The sequence below is a fragment of the Flavobacterium sp. CF108 genome (genome assembly GCF_900129795.1).
In the GTDB taxonomy this organism is placed as follows: Bacteria; Bacteroidota; Bacteroidia; order Flavobacteriales; family Flavobacteriaceae; genus Flavobacterium.
The window spans coordinates 691,626-709,736 of record NZ_FQWW01000003.1 but is presented as its reverse complement, the minus strand read 5'-3'; the positions used below and the strand labels follow the sequence as shown (position 1 = coordinate 709,736).

The 18,111-nt window shown below is 33.5% G+C and carries 15 protein-coding genes; 8 read left to right on the top strand and 7 right to left on the bottom strand.

Annotated features, from left to right (window positions below; genetic code table 11):
• From BUE10_RS11725 to BUE10_RS11715, 3 genes are all read left to right on the top strand, one after another.
• On the top strand, positions 1 to 3,747 hold a 3,747-nt coding region (locus tag BUE10_RS11725; RefSeq protein WP_143187737.1), incomplete at its 5' end, for a gliding motility-associated C-terminal domain-containing protein.
• Between the two features lie 155 nt (positions 3,748 to 3,902).
• Entirely contained in the window at positions 3,903 to 4,820 is a 918-nt protein-coding gene (locus BUE10_RS11720; RefSeq protein ID WP_073485227.1) for a PorP/SprF family type IX secretion system membrane protein, read from the top strand.
• 12 nt (positions 4,821 to 4,832) lie between these two features.
• A complete protein-coding gene (locus BUE10_RS11715) occupies positions 4,833 to 6,767 on the top strand; it encodes an OmpA family protein (RefSeq protein ID WP_073485225.1) in 1,935 nt (644 codons plus the stop codon).
• A 124-nt stretch (positions 6,768 to 6,891) separates the two neighbouring features.
• Here BUE10_RS11715 and BUE10_RS11710 read toward each other — a convergent pair whose 3' ends face one another.
• The 6 genes from BUE10_RS11710 to pyrR all read right to left on the bottom strand — a co-directional run bounded on the left by BUE10_RS11710 (position 6,892) and on the right by pyrR (position 11,681).
• Positions 6,892 to 7,392 carry a CAP domain-containing protein gene (locus BUE10_RS11710; RefSeq protein ID WP_073485224.1) on the bottom strand — a complete coding sequence of 167 codons (501 nt, stop codon included), beginning with the start codon at positions 7,390 to 7,392 and terminating at the stop codon, positions 6,892 to 6,894.
• A 171-nt stretch (positions 7,393 to 7,563) separates the two neighbouring features.
• Positions 7,564 to 8,208, bottom strand: coding sequence for a pyridoxamine 5'-phosphate oxidase (gene pdxH, locus BUE10_RS11705; protein ID WP_073485222.1), 645 nt, complete (start codon positions 8,206 to 8,208; stop codon positions 7,564 to 7,566).
• A 206-nt stretch (positions 8,209 to 8,414) separates the two neighbouring features.
• Positions 8,415 to 9,320, bottom strand: a complete 906-nt coding sequence (locus BUE10_RS11700) for a ribonuclease Z (RefSeq protein ID WP_073485220.1) — start codon at positions 9,318 to 9,320, stop codon at positions 8,415 to 8,417.
• Positions 9,321 to 9,470: 150 nt separating this feature from the next.
• Positions 9,471 to 9,803, bottom strand: a complete 333-nt coding sequence (locus BUE10_RS11695) for a ribonuclease Z (RefSeq protein WP_073485218.1) — start codon at positions 9,801 to 9,803, stop codon at positions 9,471 to 9,473.
• Between the two features lie 227 nt (positions 9,804 to 10,030).
• Positions 10,031 to 10,957 carry an aspartate carbamoyltransferase catalytic subunit gene (locus BUE10_RS11690; RefSeq protein ID WP_029273654.1) on the bottom strand — a complete coding sequence of 309 codons (927 nt, stop codon included), beginning with the start codon at positions 10,955 to 10,957 and terminating at the stop codon, positions 10,031 to 10,033.
• A 184-nt stretch (positions 10,958 to 11,141) separates the two neighbouring features.
• Positions 11,142 to 11,681, bottom strand: coding sequence for a bifunctional pyr operon transcriptional regulator/uracil phosphoribosyltransferase PyrR (gene pyrR / locus BUE10_RS11685; RefSeq protein ID WP_053470147.1), 540 nt, complete (start codon positions 11,679 to 11,681; stop codon positions 11,142 to 11,144).
• Positions 11,682 to 11,849: 168 nt separating this feature from the next.
• On the opposite strand from pyrR, the gene BUE10_RS11680 reads away from it, so the two are divergent.
• From BUE10_RS11680 to BUE10_RS24115, 5 genes are all read left to right on the top strand, one after another.
• Entirely contained in the window at positions 11,850 to 12,383 is a 534-nt protein-coding gene (locus tag BUE10_RS11680; protein WP_073485217.1) for a hypothetical protein, read from the top strand.
• 547 nt (positions 12,384 to 12,930) lie between these two features.
• On the top strand, positions 12,931 to 13,329 hold the full coding sequence (locus tag BUE10_RS11670; protein ID WP_073485300.1) for a hypothetical protein: 399 nt from the start codon (positions 12,931 to 12,933) through the stop codon (positions 13,327 to 13,329).
• A 393-nt stretch (positions 13,330 to 13,722) separates the two neighbouring features.
• On the top strand, positions 13,723 to 14,691 hold the full coding sequence (locus BUE10_RS11665) for a hypothetical protein (protein ID WP_073485213.1): 969 nt from the start codon (positions 13,723 to 13,725) through the stop codon (positions 14,689 to 14,691).
• Between the two features lie 12 nt (positions 14,692 to 14,703).
• Complete coding sequence (locus BUE10_RS11660) at positions 14,704 to 15,906, top strand: amidohydrolase family protein (protein WP_073485211.1); 1,203 nt, start codon at positions 14,704 to 14,706, stop codon at positions 15,904 to 15,906.
• 226 nt (positions 15,907 to 16,132) lie between these two features.
• The gene (locus BUE10_RS24115) at positions 16,133 to 16,306 is read left to right on the top strand and encodes a hypothetical protein (RefSeq protein WP_177178036.1); all 174 of its coding nucleotides are present in this window, start codon (positions 16,133 to 16,135) and stop codon (positions 16,304 to 16,306) included.
• A 174-nt stretch (positions 16,307 to 16,480) separates the two neighbouring features.
• Here BUE10_RS24115 and BUE10_RS11655 read toward each other — a convergent pair whose 3' ends face one another.
• Positions 16,481 to 18,100, bottom strand: a complete 1,620-nt coding sequence (locus BUE10_RS11655; protein WP_073485209.1) for an ABC-F family ATP-binding cassette domain-containing protein — start codon at positions 18,098 to 18,100, stop codon at positions 16,481 to 16,483.
• Positions 18,101 to 18,111: the final 11 nt, after the last annotated feature.

Below are 18,111 nucleotides of genomic sequence, written 5' to 3'. Positions count from 1 at the left end.
ACTGCTCCAGCATGGACAACTCAGGCTGGTTCTTTAAACCAAACTATTGAATGCAGTAATGCTTCAGGATTGGATGCCGCACAGGCTTTATTCCCTGCTGCTTCTGATTTATGCGACACTGATGTTTCTAATATCACTAAAGTAAGCGGGCAGTTTGTTGCTTCTGAAGGATGTTCAAATGCCGGAACTTACACCAATACCTGGACTGTAAAAGACGACTGCGGCAATACTTCTGATACTTTCACTCAAATCATTACAATTCAGGATACAACTGCTCCGACTTTTACTGGAGATCTTCCAACTGATATCACCGTTTCTTGTGATGCTGTTCCAGAACCTGCAAACATTGAAGCTTCTGACAATTGTAGTGGAAATTTACCAATTGTGTTTTCTGAAACTAAAAGCAATATTCTTAATGAATGTGGCACAGATTATACTTTAACACGCAAATGGACTACTAGTGATTGTAGTGGAAGTACAGTTTCTCATACTCAAATTATAACAGTTAGAGATACAACTCCGCCAACAGGAACTGCTCCGGCTGATGTAACAGATTTACAAAGTATTACTGATATTCCGGCAGCAAACCCGCAAGCTGTTATAGATGCTGCAGATAATTGCAGCAGTACTGTAACTGTTACAATTAGTGATTCTAATAACGGAGCAAGCGGCTGTAATGGAAATGCATATGTCTTAACCAGAACATATACATTGACAGATTGTTCTGGAAATAAAACAGAACTTGTTCAAACCTTTACTGTTGAAAATAAAGTTTCTGTAACAGGTGTGGCAACAAACGTAACCTGCTTTGGAAAAAGCGATGGTTCGATTTTAGTGACTAATAGTCCGGGATCTACGGTAGTTATAACAAATGATAAAAATGAAGTTGTTGGCAATACTAATTTACCTGCCGGAACTTATACACTTACAGCAACATTTGCTGTAAATGGTGAAAATCAAACTTGTACTGCAACTGCAACTGTTGTTATCACTCAGCCTGAATATACTACAAAAATATCAGGTTATGTTATGAATGTAGACAACAACTCTGGTATTGCAAATGTGATGGTGACATTGATTCCGCAAGGAACTACAACAGGGCCAATTTTATTACGCATAACCGGAACAGATGGCAGCTACAGTTTTACAGGAATGTCTGCAGGAAGTTATTTAGTTCAGGTTCAAGATGCAAATTTAAATAGTGTTTACGAATTATATCCTATTGATTCTAGCTTGTTCTTTACTACTATTGAAGATTGTATTTTCCAGGAACATACCTTTAATTATGGATCTTCTACCCTGCCAGTTTTAGGCGATTACGTTTGGTATGACACAAACAGTAACGGAATTCAGGACGAATGGTACGATGCTAACAATGATGGCGTTGTAACTAAAAATGTTCCTGATTCAGGCGGCGCAATCGACTACAGCTTATGGGAATGGATCGATTTTAATGGAGACGGAAGTTATCAAGGTCCATTAAACGTTGGTGAATTAAATGCCGGAGGATTTGGAAATGCAGCAAGCCCAAATGTTATAGTTGACGGACCAAACGGTTATCACAAAGAAGTAATTATTGGAATTCAGGGATACTGGAGAGACAGACCAAATACCGAAAATCCGTATGGGGAGTATACTATTAAATTAGTTAAAGATGGAAATCTAGATACTATGGCTGCTGCTTTAGGCACAACAGGACTTGTAAAAGTACTTCCAAATTTAGCTGATAAAAAATCAACTGCTAAAACGGGTAAAACTCAAATGCATACGGTATGCTCAACAACTAGTCCAAGCAGTTATATTGTAAATGTTACCCCGCAAGATTTAGTTCATTTAGATAATGATTTTGGAATAAGCTGTAAAGAATACCAAGATATTGTTGCCAATGATGATTCTGCAGGACCTATTGCAGGTGTTAATCATACTACAACAAATGTTTTAAATGTTCTTGTAAATGATACCCTTGAAGGTAATGCAGTAACAATTTCTGACGTAATTATTACTACAGTAACACCAAACGAATTTTTACAACTAAATCCTGATGGTTCTGTAGATGTTTTACCAAATGCACCAGTTGGCACGCTTACATTAGTATATCAAATTTGTGAAGCAGATCAAACTTCAAACTGTGATACTGCAACAGTAACGATTACTATTGAAGCTCCGGTTATGACCGTAACTGCAACACCAATATGTGTAAACGATGTTCCTTACATTGATTATGTAGTAACCCCTGGAAATTTCACTCCGGTAAACGGTGTAACAATAGCTTGGGCAAATGCACAAAATACGGTAATAACCACCATGACCAGTTTGCCTCTAAGCGGTCGAGTTTTATGGCCGGGAGCTGTAGTTAATGAAGCTGGAAATGGTATTGACTGGCCTGGATGGATTTTCGAAAATAACAAATGGGTTCAAGGTGCTGATGGCTTTGAATCATTACGCCCAACAGTTAATTTAACGATATCAGTTAATCCAAGTGAAACTATAACTGTAAATTATCCACCGGCAGATCCGTATTGTATTGCCAGACCAACATTTGCAATTGCAGCAAATGATGATAATCCGCCAGCAATTACAGCACCAGCCGGAGTAACAAACATTGTAAATGTATACAATAATGATACATTAAATAATGATCCTGTAAATCCTGCCGATGTTACACTTACAACAGTAACACCAGATCCAACAAATACGTTGACATTAAATCCTGATGGCTCTGTAGATGTGGCGGCAAATGCTCCTGCAGGAACTTACACATTAACCTATCAAATTTGTGAAAATGCTGATTTCGAAAACTGTGACACTGCTATTGTAACTGTAATTATTGTTGATCCTGCACCTCCTACTCCAGTTGTAGCAAATGATGATATATATGCAAACATTGGCTGTAACACTTTTGGATTAGTTGGAAATGTACTGAGTAATGATTTCAAAGGACAGCTTCCGGCAACGCTTGAACTGGTAGATTTTACATTACTTGCAGAAAATGAAAACAATTCCAAAACAGATCCAAATATTACAATCGATAATCAAGGAAACGTAACGGTTACAAGTTTAACACCAGCCGGAACTTATACTTACACTTATCGCATTTGTGATAAACTAAGTGCCGAAAATTGCGATACTGCAACGGTAACCATTACAGTTGTTCCTAATGAAATTGTAAACATAACCAGCGAGGCATGTAATGATGACTCGAGCTTAATAAACTTGTCTAATTTGCTTCCGGAAGGCACACCAATAACCGGAACATGGATTGACACAAACGAAACTAATGCATTACAAGGAAATATATTCAATCCGTTTGGTCTTGCACTGGGTAATTATGCATTCGAATATAAAATTACCGATGAAAATTGTCCAAGAAGTGTACTGCTAAATATGGAAGTTAACAATGACTGCCATGTTTTAGCCTGTGGAAATATTTTAGTACATAATGCCTTCTCTCCAAATGGCGACGGAATAAATGATGTATTCGTAATTGACAGTATTAATGATTTAACCTGTTATCCTGAAAATACAGTAGAAATCTATAATCGTTGGGGAATATTAGTATTTGAAACTTCAAATTACAATAATACAACCAATACATTTGATGGAACTTCCAGAGGAAGAACTACTGTTAATAAATCTGACGGACTGCCATCAGGTACTTATTTCTACATTCTTACTTATAAATCATTAAATGGTAATAATGAAATTCAAAATAATAAGGAAGACGGATATCTATATCTGTCAAAATAAAAAAACAAGTAATGCATTATATAAATCATTCTTATATAATGCATTACATACAAAACAGTAAAAAATTTCTTATTTTTGAATAAGCAAAAATATTGACTTTCTGATTAAAAATAATTAAGAAATCAATGAGTAATAATCAATAATACACATCTACTATGAGAACAAAATTATTTTTTTTCGTCATTATGTTTGTAACTATTTCTGGTTATGCACAACAAGATTCACAGTATACTCAGTACATGTACAATGCTATAAATGTAAATCCGGCTTATGCAGGATCTAGAGGGGTTTTGAGCATCTTTGGTCTCTACAGAACACAATGGGTAGGATTAGACGGAGCTCCGGAAACAGCAAGCTTCTCTGCAAATTCGCCAATAAACAACAGTAATTTAGGCGTTGGTTTATCACTCGTAAATGATAAAATTGGGCCAACAAATGAAACCACTATTTCTGCAGATATATCGTATACCCTTCAAACATCTCCAGATTTCAAGCTTTCGTTTGGTATTAAAGGAAGCGCCAATTTATTCAATTTAGACATTAGCAAACTAAATCCAGAAACTCAGGGAGATCCACAATTTCAGGATTTAGATAATAAATTTTCACCAAATGTGGGTGCAGGTGTCTACTGGCATTCAGATAAAGCCTATATCGGTTTATCGGTACCAAATTTTATCGAAACCAAAAAATTTGACGATAATGACTATGCCATTTATAAAAGTAAAATCAATTATTACTTAATGGGTGGTTACGTTTTTGATCTTGACAAATTACAATACATAAAATTCAAACCTGCTACATTAATTAAACTGGTCGAGGGTGCACCGCTGCAGGTCGATGTTTCTGCCAATTTCATGTTTTTTGAGAAATTTGTCGCAGGACTCTCTTATAGATGGAGCGCATCTGTAAGCGGCATTGTTGGATTTCAAATCACCGACGGGCTCTATTTAGGATATGGTTACGACCGAGAAACCACAAAACTAAATAACTACAATTCAGGATCGCATGAAATATATCTGCGTTACGAATTCTTTAAAAACACCAGCAAAATGGTAACTCCACGTTTCTTTTAAAAAATAATAGTTATGAAAAATTTTACTCTTCTTATTTTAATAACTCTAAATGTTTTTTCCAGCTATTCGCAGCAGTCAAAATTAAACGCTGGTGCCAAAAAATATGACACCTATGCTTATATTGATGTCATTAAAACCTATGAGCGAGTAGCCGCAAAAGGATATAAGTCTGAGGATTTGTACAAAAAACTAGGCGATTCTTATTACTTCAACTCTAATTTTGAAGGCGCTGTCAAATGGTACGATGAATTATTTGGTATAAACACCTCTCCCGAAGCTGAATATTATTACAGATATGCACAGTCCCTAAAAGCAACAGGACAAACAGCTAAAGCAAATAGAATTCTTGAGGAGTTCAATGCAAAATACAAAAATGATTCAAGAGCTAAGCTTTATAGACAAAACGTAAATTATCTGGATAAGATTAAAGCAAATTCAGGACGTTATAAAATTGAAGATGCCGGAATTAATTCTAAATATTCTGATTACGGAAGCTTTGTTTATAATAACAAAATATACTTTGCATCTGCAAGAGATACCGGAAATTTCAGTCAGCGAAAACATAAATGGACAGGCGAATATTTTACTAACATTTACGATGCCGACATAGATACTAAAAGTGATTCAACATCTAAAGTAAATAAAATCAGATCTACCGTAAATACAAGATTTCATGAATCCTCAGTTGTTTTTACTAAAGATGGAAATACGGTTTATTTTACAAGAAATAACTTTGTTGATGGAAAAAAAGGAAAAGATGCCAATAAAGTTACCTTATTAAAAATTTATAAAGCCAGTCTTGAAAACGGAAAATGGACAAACGTAACGGCACTTCCGTTTACGAGTGATAATTATTGCACAGCGCATCCGGCATTAAGCCCTGACGAAAAAACATTATATTTTGCTTCAGATATGCCTGGTACAATGGGGCAGTCTGATATTTACAAAGTAAACATTAACGCCAGCGGCGGTTTTGGATCACCCGAAAATTTAGGAAAAGGAATTAATACCGAAGGAAAAGAGACATTCCCTTATGTAACTAGTGAAAACGAAATTTATTTTGCTTCAGATGGACATCCCGGACTTGGTGGTCTTGATGTTTTTGTAGGCCAAATTGAACCTGATGGTTCTATTGATGATATTCAAAACCTAGGTGCCGATATTAATTCTCCTAAAGATGATTTTGCCTACAGTATTGATCCGGTTACAAGAAGAGGATATTTTTCGTCAAATAAAAATGGCGGACTTGGTTCTGATGACATTTACAAATTTTTAGAAACCAAACGCTTAAAATGTGTTCAGGAATTAAGCGGTGTAATTACAGATGCTGCAACCGGAATGATTCTTCCCGGAACAAAAGTTACTTTATATGACGGAATGCAGCGAATAAAAAATTCTGCTATTGCAGATGCTTCCGGACTATACAGTTTTGGTGTTGAATGCGGAAAAACATATTATGTACGCGCAGAAAAACCAGAATACGCCACTAAAGAAGTCAGTATAACGATTCCTAAAGAAAGTGGAAAAACAGATCTTCCTATCGCTTTAGAAAAATCTATCTGTAAAGTTGTTGTTGGAGATGATTTAGGAAAATGTTTTGGTATTAAAAGAATTTATTTTGATTTAGATAAATCTAACATTCGAACCGAAGCTGCTTTAGATTTGGAAAAAATTCTGGATGTTTTAAAACAAAATCCAACAATGAAATTAGACATTCGCTCGCATACAGACAGCAGAGCTTCACATCAATATAATGAAGCATTATCTAACCGAAGAGCAAAATCAACCATTGAATGGCTTATAAATAACGGAGCTGCAACAAATCGCTTAACCGGAAGAGGTTATGGAGAAACACAGCTGGTAAACTTATGCTCTGATGGAGTACAATGTACGGAAGAAGAGCATCAAATGAACAGACGAAGCGAGTTTATCATTACCGGATTATAAATTTAAAAACCAAACCAGCCAATAATTAAAAAGCTGTCTATTATTCATAGACAGCTTTTTAAAAAAAACAACGCTGCAACTCAAGAATGCAACGAAAACTAACCAACCAGTCAAATGTTCTCTTTTAAATTTTAGCAAATATATTAGTGTAATATTTTCTTCCTGCAGCATCTGTAGTAATCGAAATACCAAAATGAGTATAATTCCCTTCGATATTTTCTTTATGACCTTGACTTTCCAGCCATGATTTTACTACTGCAGCAGATGTTTTGTAGTTGTACGCAACATTCTCGCCTACTTTTTGGGCACCAAGAACGCTCATAATATTGTTAGAACGAGACACAAAATCATTATGATTAACAACATTATTGTCGATCATGTATTTGTTGTGCTCTTCGCACTTATAAGAAATGTGATTGATTTTTTCTAATGCATTTAAACCGATACTTACTCTGTAATCGTTTATTAACTGCATTGTTTCCAATTCAGATGCATTATAATTGTAGTCAGTAATTACCTGTTCTGTAGAAGTACTACTTTCTTTCCCTTCGGCGACATCGGCAGAGCATGAGTTCATTGTGAAAGATATCACAATGAACACCATGGCGCACATAATCTTTTTCATAATCTGTAGTAGTTTAATGCTTTAAAGTAAATGTTGGGGCAAATTCTTTAAAATTATTATGTGACAATTTTCTCTGTTTTATTGTCCAAACGTATTCAATTTGTCGGTAAACTACAAAAATAATCGACAAAATACATTAAAATTTTTTAAAATAATATAAAAATCTTACAATTACGATGATAAACGGTCGATCTTCCATGAAAAATCAGACTGGCTTGTATAGCGAATTCTGTCATGTAACCTGTTAGGTCTTCCCTGCCAAAATTCTACTTGCAGCGGTGTTACAATAAATCCGCCCCAATTTTCAGGTCTTGGAATTTGTTTTCCTTCAAATTCAGCTTCCAGTTTCTTTAAATTCTCTTCTAAAAAAGTTCTCGATGGAATAACTTCACTTTGATGAGAAACAATCGCACCAAGTTTACTTCCGTCTGGTCGGGAATCAAAATAGTTATCAGAAATAATTTCAGAAGTTTTCTGCGCAATTCCTTTTATAATAACCTGACGTTCCATTTCCTGCCAAAAAAAGGACAAACAAACGTTTGGGTTTGCCGTAATGGCTTTCCCTTTTTCTGAATCATAATTGGTATAAAAGATAAATCCTTCTTCAGAAAATTTCTTTAATAAAACCACTCGAGATTTTGGAAATCCATCCAAACCAATGGTCGAAACCGTCATGGCGTTTACTTCACCGCTTCCGCCAAAATCCTCCACTTCATGAAACCAGCGGTTAAAAAGATTAATTGGATCTTCAGGAATATTAGTTTCTAATAATTCACTCTTCTCGTAAGATTTTCTATAATTGCTTAAATCACTCATGATTGTTGATTTTAGATATTAGATTGTAGATTTTAGATTTTAGATTTTAGATTTTTTGCTTCAAGTTTCAGGTTTCAGGTTTGTCAGGCTTAGCGAAGTCGAAGCCTCTCGTGCCACAAAAGCCCTTCGACTTCGCTCAGGGTGACATGCGTTGTTCACATTCCTAAACTTAGCATCTTAGTACCTCAGCCCCTTAGAACCTTAGATTAAAATTCAAAGCTAAGCCCGTCATCTCCCAAAATAACATTTGAAAAAACTTCTTCGGCTTCTTCTTTAAAACGCTCAATTCCGTCGTAGCGGGTTGAATAATGTCCTAAAACCAAATGCTTCACATTTGCTTTTAAAGCGATTCTAGCCGCTTCTTTTGCTGTTGAATGCAGTGTTTTTTGTGCCAAAGGAGCTTCAGATTCTAAAAAAGTAGATTCGTGATACAAAACATCGGCATTTTCAATAATCGGAATCACATCTTCATTGTAAACCGTATCCGAACAAAAAGCATAACTCATTGCCGGAATTGGGTCAAAAGATAATTTTTCATTCTCAATTACAGTTCCGTCATCCAGCGTAACATTTCCTCCGTTTTTTATTTTTTGATAATAAGCCGTATGAATATTATAATGCTGAGCTGCTTCTACATTTAACTTTCTTTCTCCCGGTTTTTCCTGAAATAAATAACCATTCGTATAAACCCGATGTTTCAGCGGAATCGTTTTTACAATAACACGATTATCTTCAAAAATAACCTCACTTTCTTTTGACTCTAACTCATGGAAAAACAAATTATATGTCGTCCAGGATTCAGTCAATTTTAATTGAAGCAGAATAAGTTCTTTAATTCCTTTTGGCCCATAAATATGTAAATCTGTCGTTCTTCCCAAAAGAGAAAAAGTCGAAATGGTTCCAATTAATCCATAAAGATGATCTCCGTGAAGATGCGAAATAAAAATGTGATTAATTTTTGAGAATTTAATCTTATTCTTTCGAAGCTGAACCTGAGTTCCTTCTCCACAATCAATTAAAAACAAACGGTTTTTAATTTCTAAAACCTGCGAAGTCGGATTAGTAAGTGTTCTGGGAGTTGCGGCATAACAGCCAAGTATAGTTAGCTTCATTGTTGATTTTAGAATTTAGATTGTTGATTTTAGATTAATACAAATTACTTTATATTCAGTTTTAAAAAAATCTAATATCTAAAATCAGAAATCTAAAATTAAAACTCATTCAGTATTCAAAATCTAAAATCTGAACTCTAAAATCTAAAATTAAAACCCTAAGTCTCTTTCAATTTCTTCCATTTCGATAATGTCGTGTGCTTCTAAAAGAGAAGGAACAACAACCAATTTATCTGAAATAGCATTAAAATCAAGATCACAGGCTACAATAACAAACGATTTTTTTGCTTTTTTCTGAAGCTTAACCAGTGGTAAAAAAACTTTCAAATCATTTTCTGTCAATTCAGAATCTAATGACAAATCGATTATAATATTTTGTTTTTCAAAGGTTTTAAAATGCTGCGTTACTTTTTCTACAAAGCCATTAAAATCGCCTTGCGTATCCTTTATGGTAACGGTATGTCCTTTTTGATCTACTTTCATTTTATAATTTGTGGGGCTAATATAAAAATTGATTTTTCAGAGCGCTAAGGTACGAAGTTTTTTTTAGTGTTCAGTCGCAGTTTTCAGTATACAGTCTCAGTATACAGTCTCAGTTTACAGATTGTCAGGCTGAGCGAAGTCGAAGCCCTCGTCCCTTAAAAGCCCTTTGACTTCACTCAGGGTAACAGCTGTTTTCAAAACTGTAAACTGAGACTGTATACTAAATATTACTGAATCTTAGAAGCCAGCAAATAAATAACCGCCATTCTAATAGCTACACCATTTTCCACCTGATTTAAGATTACAGAATGATCAGAATCAGCCACTTCAGATGTAATCTCTACTCCTCTGTTAATTGGTCCCGGGTGCATGATTACGATTTCTTTTCCAAGAGAATCTAAAAGTGGTTTGTCTACTCCGTATTGTTGTGCGTATTCGCGTGTTGATGGAAAGAAATTTACATCCATACGCTCGTTTTGTACACGAAGCATGTTCGCAACATCACACCATTCTAAAGCTTTACGTAAATTTGGCTCAACCGTAACACCAAGTGATTCAATATATCTCGGAATCAATGTTTTTGGTCCGCAGACTTTCACTTCTGCGCCTTGCATCTGCAAAGCATATATATTGGATAAGGCAACTCTCGAATGCAGAATATCACCTACAATAACTACTTTTTTTCCGGCTACATCGCCCAGTTTTTCTCTGATAGAATAACTGTCTAATAAAGCCTGAGTTGGATGTTCGTGCGCTCCGTCTCCGGCGTTTACGATACTGGCTTTGACATTTTTAGATAAAAAATAAGCCGCTCCGGGATTAGAGTGGCGCATTACAACCATATCAACTTTCATCGAAAGGATATTATTTACAGTATCAATCAAAGTTTCTCCTTTTTTAACCGATGACTGAGCTGCAGAAAAACTGATTACATCTGCAGATAAACGTTTCTGCGCTAATTCAAAGGAAAGTTTGGTTCTGGTACTGTTTTCGAAGAAAATATTGGCAATAGTAATATCTCGTAATGAAGGAACTTTTTTAATTGGTCGGTTAATGACTTCTTTAAAATGATCTGCCGTTTCAAAAATCAGGTTAATATCATTCTCATTGATGTATTTTATTCCTAATAAATGATTTACGCTTAATTCTTTCATGTTTAATGTTTAACTGTTTATTTGTTTAATCGTTTTTTGCCGTTTAACCGTTTATTTGTTTTATCGTTTAATCGTCCTCTTTTGGCCATTAAATCAATAAACAATATCACGTTTAAACTTTTTTAAAATTGAGTAATCGAAATGAATCGATTAAACAACTAACCGATTAAACGATTAACCAAATTTAATTTGTCACTAGGTGAACCACATCTTCACCATCATTTTCTTTCCAGCTCACTTTTACTTTTTCGCCATTAATTGCATCCACCTGACGGCCTCTGTAATCGGGCTGAATTGGTAAATTACGACTGAAACGTCTGTCGATTAACACTAACAATTCAATTTCAGAAGGTCTTCCAAAAGATTGAATCGCAGTTAAGGCAGAACGAATGCTGCGTCCCGTAAACAAAACGTCATCAATAAAAATGACTTTTTTATCTTCGACTATAAAATTTATCTGAGTTTTATTGGCTTCAAGCGGTTTATCGGTTCTGCGGAAATCATCTCTAAAAAAAGTAATATCCAGATAACCCAGAGAAATTTCAGGAGTTTGATATTCGTTCTCTAAAATTTGTTTTAAACGTTCAGCCAAATAAACACCTCTCGGCTGAATCCCGATTAAAATTGTATCAGAGAAATCAAGATGTTTTTCGATTAACTGACAAGCCAAACGATGGAGTATGATAGTAACTTCTTTTGAATTAAGTAATACTTTTTGGCTCATAAGTAATTGTAATGTTTGGTTGGGCAAATATACAAAATCAGAATTTATTTGTTGGGGTGTTAGGCGGGGAAATATTTTTAGAAAAGAAATCTCGTTTTTTGAAAATCATTTTTAGTTAAATACTATATTTTAGCATAAGAAATAAATTTAACCTTATTTAGCTAAATAATGCCTCATAATAAAGCTATTCATCAATCTGTACATATCGATCCTCCAGTTACTAAACGCAAGTGGAAGATATCCAAAATATTAGCAATAAGCTTTTTTCTAGCTTTAGGCGTTTTTTTCATCGTATGGAACTCAAGTCAAATTAATTTAGAAGGCGATTGGACTCCTACTAAAATAGTAATCGACGGTGATGATATTCTGTCATCTGATCCGCTTAGTAAACATCTTAGTATGGCAAATCAAGTTACAATTATTAGAGGTCAAAATCAAATCCAAGTTTCTGTCGGTGAAAAAGATATAATCGCGAGTTATATTATTAAGAAAAATGATCTTGGAAAGGATTACATTGAGTTCACTTCTAAAGAAAAGGCTTTAAATGGAGACTTTGAAATGAAAATTGACACTATCGATTCAGGACCGCAACAATATATAGTTGAAGTAAAACTACACTCAAAAAAAACGTACCTAATTTTTCAGAAAAATGTTATTGTTCCTCCATGGAAACCTGAACCGCCAAGAAGAGGGCAAGTTTAAAAAAACAAACCAAAACTACATTATCAAATAAAAAATTCATAATGACTAAAATATTTTACCACAAACTGAATGTATTCTTATATTTCATTTTATGCTTAGTTTTTTTCATTTTGCCCCTTACTCTAATAATTAGGAAATCGTCTGAAATTAAACTGTTGGTATACCCAATCATTCTTATTACTATCTGTGGTTATTACTATTATAGAATTTTTAAAGCTTTTATACATATTGTAATTGGTAAACCAATAATTGAATTTACCTCCGAAAAATATATTGATAATCTAAATGGAGTTTCTATTAAATGGAAAGATGTACAAAGAATTTCTCTAGAAAATCGCAAAGCACCTTTCATCATATTTACTTTAAAAAATGATTCACAATTCTATAACAGCTGAAATAAATTTAAACGGACATTTTATAGAATTGAAGCGTATCAAGGAATTTCTTTTAGAACAAATATAAGTTTTGCAAAAGGCAAGAATAAAGACATTTTAGCAAAAATTGAGAATAATTACAAAATGAGCATTAAACGTAACTTTAATTGAAATTGAAAAATATTCAAAATCTTATAAAAGACCCTAAAAACATATTTTTATTAGATGGCTTTGGAGCTTTGCTTACTGCTGTATTACTTTTTTTTGTTCTTAGAACTTTCAATTCTTTTTTTGGTTTGTCAAAGATCACTTTAGTTTATCTTTCTTTAATCGCATTTATCTTTTTCATTTACTCTAGCGTTTGTTTTTTTCTAGCAAAAAATAATTGGAAATTATATTTAAAAATAATCTGTACCGCTAACATACTTTATTGTATTTTGACATTTGGCATTTTAATATATAATTTTCAAAGCATTTCTATCTTTGGTATTGCTTATTTTTTAGGAGAAATCGTTGTTATAGGCGGACTTGTATTTCTGGAAATAAAAACGATTAAACAAAAATTCATATAAATATAAAACCCTTTTAAATTCCATAGGAGTGAATTGTTTTTTTTTGTAACAAATTGTAATCCATTGCATTACAAGCCAAAGTATAAAAAACACTCAACTTGGGTATTTTTTCTTCCTACTTTATAAACCAGATTTAAATCCGGTTCTTACAAATTTTAACAATTTGGAAATTAAAAATAATAAATTCATTATAATTCAATTTTAAATGTTAATATTTCTACCGCTGTAGTATTTTTCATTCATGAATTAATCGCCAAATAACAAATTAGGCTCGATAAAGTGAAATATTTACCTTACAAATAATAATTTAACTTTTGTTTAAATAAATTAGCTGTGGTTTTTCTTACTAACCAAAATTAAACTAATCTATTTTTAACCAAAAACAAATTATCTATGCAAGTATCTAAAATTCTGGAAATACTAATTGCGTTAGGTTTATTTTACTTCCTCTTTAGTACTCTTGTTTCGTTACTCTTTGAATGGTATTCGCACAAAACTCAAAAAAGAGGCCGATTCCTTTACGAAACAATTCTTAAATTATTAAACGACCCTGTTAACAAAAGCTACGGTGCCAGCTTATACAGCCACTTTAGCATCGATCAGCTTAAAAAAAACAGGGAATCTTACCCGCAATACATTTCGTCTGATATGTTTGCTGATGCCTTGATTGATATTATTGGAAGTCAATCTGAAACTACAAAATTTGTAAATGTTTTTGATCCTGAAGGATCTACAAATTTAGTAGATGTTAAACTAGTAGAAAAACGTATTGAAGACCCTTATAAGAGATTTCAAAAAGGACTGGAGGAAATGCAATACAGTCCATTAAAAAGCTATTTAAGGGCCTTTTTTGAAAAAACAGAAAACTATCCTGAGTTAAAGAAGGTAATTAAAGAATGGTTTGATGACTATATGGAGAGGGTGAGCGGCTGGTATAAATTAAAAACAAAAAGAAGCATCTTTATTATAAGCCTATTAGTTTGTTTAGCACTGAATGTTGATTCTATAACTCTAATTAAAAAATTAAATACCGATGACAAGTATCGCAAAGATCTTGTGTTAATAGCCGAAAAGAAAGCACTTGAAAATAAAATTAATGCCCAAAAAATTGATTCATTAGATATTGCTAAAAATATAGAAAGTGTCAAATCAGTAATTACTGAAATAGAAGACAGCTCTCTTCCAATTGGATATAATTCTGATTTTTTAAAATCGAAAGAAGAAAAGTTTTGGACAATGTTGTTGTGGTGGATTTGCGGAATTATAATTTCAGCATTTGCCCTCAGCTTTGGAGCGCCTTTTTGGTTTGAAGTTATGGTAAAAGCAATAAACATTAGACGAGCCGGAATAAAACCATCTTAAAATTATACAATCATGAACGATATATACAACATCCATTCGCACATCTTTACAGGAAAATGTGCCCCGAAAGACTTTTTACAAGTAGCAGCCAAACTTGGAGACGGAGCTTCTACCTTTCTTAAATGGTTAATATTAACCCGACCTATTTCCTGGTTAATTACAAAATTGGGAAATTTAATTCCTAAAAGAATTTTACAATTCTTAAAAATTGGCGTTATGGCTTCGCAAAAAGAAGTTTTTCTTGATTTGAAAGGAGCTTATGATAATTCTGAATACAGCGGGATAAAAATAGTCGCTCTTACTATTGATATGGATTATATGAGTGATCCTAATAAAAAACCTGAAAAAGATTTTAACTCGCAAATACAAGATATCTACAAATTAAAAAAAGAATACCCAAATGACTTATTCCCTTTTTATGGCATAGATCCAAGAAATCCGGATATTAAAAACCTTGAAAATCTTAAAAAAGCAATTGAAAGTAAAACCTTTGTTGGAATTAAGTTATATCCCGCAAACGGCTTTTTTCCTTTTGATGCGCGATTAGACAGTCTTTATCAATATGCCGAAAAAAATAATATTCCTGTTATGACGCATTGTACACGTGGCGGCAGTTATTATTTAGGCAAAAATGTCTGGTCGGTTATTCCAGACGATCCTACATCTGTAAATCCATCTCATCCTTTAATGTTAGAAATTAGAAACCGTATTTCTAAATACAAAAACGCTTCAGACAAATCGTTTCGGGAAAATGCAAGAGCATGCAACCTTTTTTCACATCCTGAAAATTATATACCTGTTTTAGACAAATACCCTAAATTAAAACTTTGCATCGCCCACATGGGAGGAGATATTGAAATATTGGGTGTAAAAAACCCAGATGCAAAAAGTGCCAAATTGTATCAAGCAGCAAAAAATCTGGAAGGTAATCTAACATCGTGGTATGACATTATCAAACAAAAAATCCTCATAGAAAAATACCCTAATGCGTTTACTGATATTTCGTATTCATTGTGTGATGAAAATTGCATGATACAATTATCTAGTGATTTGAAAAATGGTCTTATCCTTCCAGAGCGAGTTTTATTTGGAACAGACTATTTTATGGTTGCAAAAGAAAATGCTGAACTAAAAGTCGTTGCAGTTGGTCAAAAGAATTTAAGCGGATATTTTCCTCAGTTTATGAGTGATAATAATAAAAGGTATTTGTTTTAAAATTCTATTCTGGTTTTAATATTTTGAAAGCTCTTGTTAGCTCAAATATTATTTTTAAACTGGATTAAAATCCAGCCCTACAATATGGACCGAGCCGATGGCTCTTTTTCGGATTCTTTGAAATTATATTTGATCTCAAAATCCTAAAACTTTTTCCAAAAATTGTATAAGGCATTTTCCTGATTCCTGAAGTAATTTTAATCTAAAAATTTAAAAACTCAGAGTCATGCAAAATAAAATTATAAGATTGTTAATGGTATTTATAATACTGTTTTCATTTACAAGCTGCGAAGTTATAGGAGATATTTTTAAAGCCGGAATGGGATTCGGGATATTTATTGTGATTTTTATAATTGTAATTATCATTTGGATCTTTGCAAAAATATTTGGCAGTAAATAGTAATAAATAAAAAATTAAAAAATCCCAAACTCCAAGTTTAATCTGGAATTTGGGATTTTTTATGGTTGTAGAACTTTGTCAAAGTTTAAAACTTTGACAAAGTTGTAAGGTCAAAGATTGTAAATTCTAAATTGGAATTTGGAATTTGGAATTTTTACTATTGTAATTTATAGATTAAAGATTATACATCTTCTTTCTTTGTTCCTGAATCTTTTCATCATCAAGATATTCGTCAAATGTCATGTAACGGTCGATTACTCCGTTTGGAGTCAATTCTACGATTCTGTTACCCACAGTTTGTGCAAACTCGTGGTCATGCGTTGTAAAAATTACAGAACCTTTAAAGTTTTTTAATGAGTTATTGAAAGCTGTAATAGATTCCAAATCTAAGTGATTTGTAGGCTCATCAAGCATTAAAACGTTTGCACGCTCCATCATCATTCTAGAAAGCATACAACGTACTTTTTCTCCTCCAGATAAAACTCTAGATGTTTTTAAAGCTTCTTCTCCAGAGAAAATCATTTTCCCTAAGAAACCCCTAATAAATACTTCATCACGCTCTTCTTCTGTTTTAGCGTATTGACGTAACCAATCTACTAAAGTTAAGTCATTTTCGAAAAAAGAATGGTTTTCAGCAGGAAGATACGCTTGGTTTGTTGTAATTCCCCAATCAAAAGTTCCAGAATCAGCTTTTTGGTTTCCATTTAAAATTTCGTAGAAAGCAGTTGTAGCACGTGAATCTTTTGAGAAAAGAACAATTTTATCTCCTTTTGCCATATTCAAATGAACATCTTTAAACAATAGTTCACCATCTACAGAAGCTGATAAGTGTTCAACATTTAAAATCTGATCTCCGGCTTCACGATCCTGATCGAAAATAATTGCAGGGTAACGACGGCTTGAAGGTTTGATTTCAGAAATATTCAATTTAGAAATCATTTTTTTACGAGAAGTTGCTTGTTTTGATTTCGCAACGTTTGCGCTAAAACGACGAATAAATTCTTCAAGCTCTTGTTTCTTCTCTTCTGCTTTTTTGTTTTGCTGTGCACGTTGTTTTGCCGCTAATTGGCTAGACTCGTACCAGAAAGTATAGTTTCCTGAGTAGTGATTGATTTTTCCGAAATCAATATCAGAAATATGTGTACAAACCGCATCTAAAAAGTGACGGTCGTGAGATACTACAATTACAGTATTTTCATAGTTTGCTAAGAAATTCTCTAACCAGGCGATTGTCTCGAAATCCAAATCGTTGGTAGGCTCATCCATAATAAGCAAATCTGGATTTCCAAAAAGTGCCTGCGCCAAAAGCACACGAACTTTCATTTTTCCTTCCATATCGCCCATTAATGTATAATGATGCTCTTCGTTAATTCCTAAGTTAGACAACATTGCTGCAGCATCAGAATCAGCGTTCCATCCGTTCATTTCTTCAAACTGAACCTGAAGCTCCCCTATTCTGTCGGCATTTTTATCGTTGTAGTCTAAATAAAGTTCATCCATTTCTTTTTTAACAGCATACAAAACTTTATTTCCCATTAAAACGGTTTCCAAAACGGTATGTTCATCAAACAGGTTATGGTTTTGCGTTAAAACCGACATACGTTTTCCCGGCTCTAAATGAATATGTCCCGAAGTTGGGTCCATATCGCCTGAAATAATTTTTAGAAATGTAGATTTTCCAGCACCATTGGCTCCAATAACGCCGTAAATATTTCCGTGAGTGAATGTGGTATTTACTTCGTCAAACAAAATTCGTTTGCCAAATTGAACTGATAAATTATTGACTGTTAACATGAATGTCTTTT

Bases quoted from the DNA above. Each gene is read 5' to 3' on its own strand.
- BUE10_RS11710 (WP_073485224.1), bottom strand. From the start codon at position 7,392: ATGAAAAAGATTATGTGCGCCATGGTGTTCATTGTGATATCTTTCACA.
- BUE10_RS11655 (WP_073485209.1), bottom strand. From the start codon at position 18,100: ATGTTAACAGTCAATAATTTATCAGTTCAATTTGGCAAACGAATTTTG.
- pdxH (WP_073485222.1), bottom strand. From the start codon at position 8,208: ATGAGTGATTTAAGCAATTATAGAAAATCTTACGAGAAGAGTGAATTA.
- BUE10_RS11695 (WP_073485218.1), bottom strand. From the start codon at position 9,803: ATGAAAGTAGATCAAAAAGGACATACCGTTACCATAAAGGATACGCAA.
- BUE10_RS11665 (WP_073485213.1), top strand. From the start codon at position 13,723: ATGCAAGTATCTAAAATTCTGGAAATACTAATTGCGTTAGGTTTATTT.
- BUE10_RS11720 (WP_073485227.1), top strand. From the start codon at position 3,903: ATGAGAACAAAATTATTTTTTTTCGTCATTATGTTTGTAACTATTTCT.
- BUE10_RS24115 (WP_177178036.1), top strand. From the start codon at position 16,133: ATGCAAAATAAAATTATAAGATTGTTAATGGTATTTATAATACTGTTT.
- BUE10_RS11680 (WP_073485217.1), top strand. From the start codon at position 11,850: ATGCCTCATAATAAAGCTATTCATCAATCTGTACATATCGATCCTCCA.
- BUE10_RS11700 (WP_073485220.1), bottom strand. From the start codon at position 9,320: ATGAAGCTAACTATACTTGGCTGTTATGCCGCAACTCCCAGAACACTT.
- pyrR (WP_053470147.1), bottom strand. From the start codon at position 11,681: ATGAGCCAAAAAGTATTACTTAATTCAAAAGAAGTTACTATCATACTC.
- BUE10_RS11715 (WP_073485225.1), top strand. From the start codon at position 4,833: ATGAAAAATTTTACTCTTCTTATTTTAATAACTCTAAATGTTTTTTCC.
- BUE10_RS11690 (WP_029273654.1), bottom strand. From the start codon at position 10,957: ATGAAAGAATTAAGCGTAAATCATTTATTAGGAATAAAATACATCAAT.
- BUE10_RS11660 (WP_073485211.1), top strand. From the start codon at position 14,704: ATGAACGATATATACAACATCCATTCGCACATCTTTACAGGAAAATGT.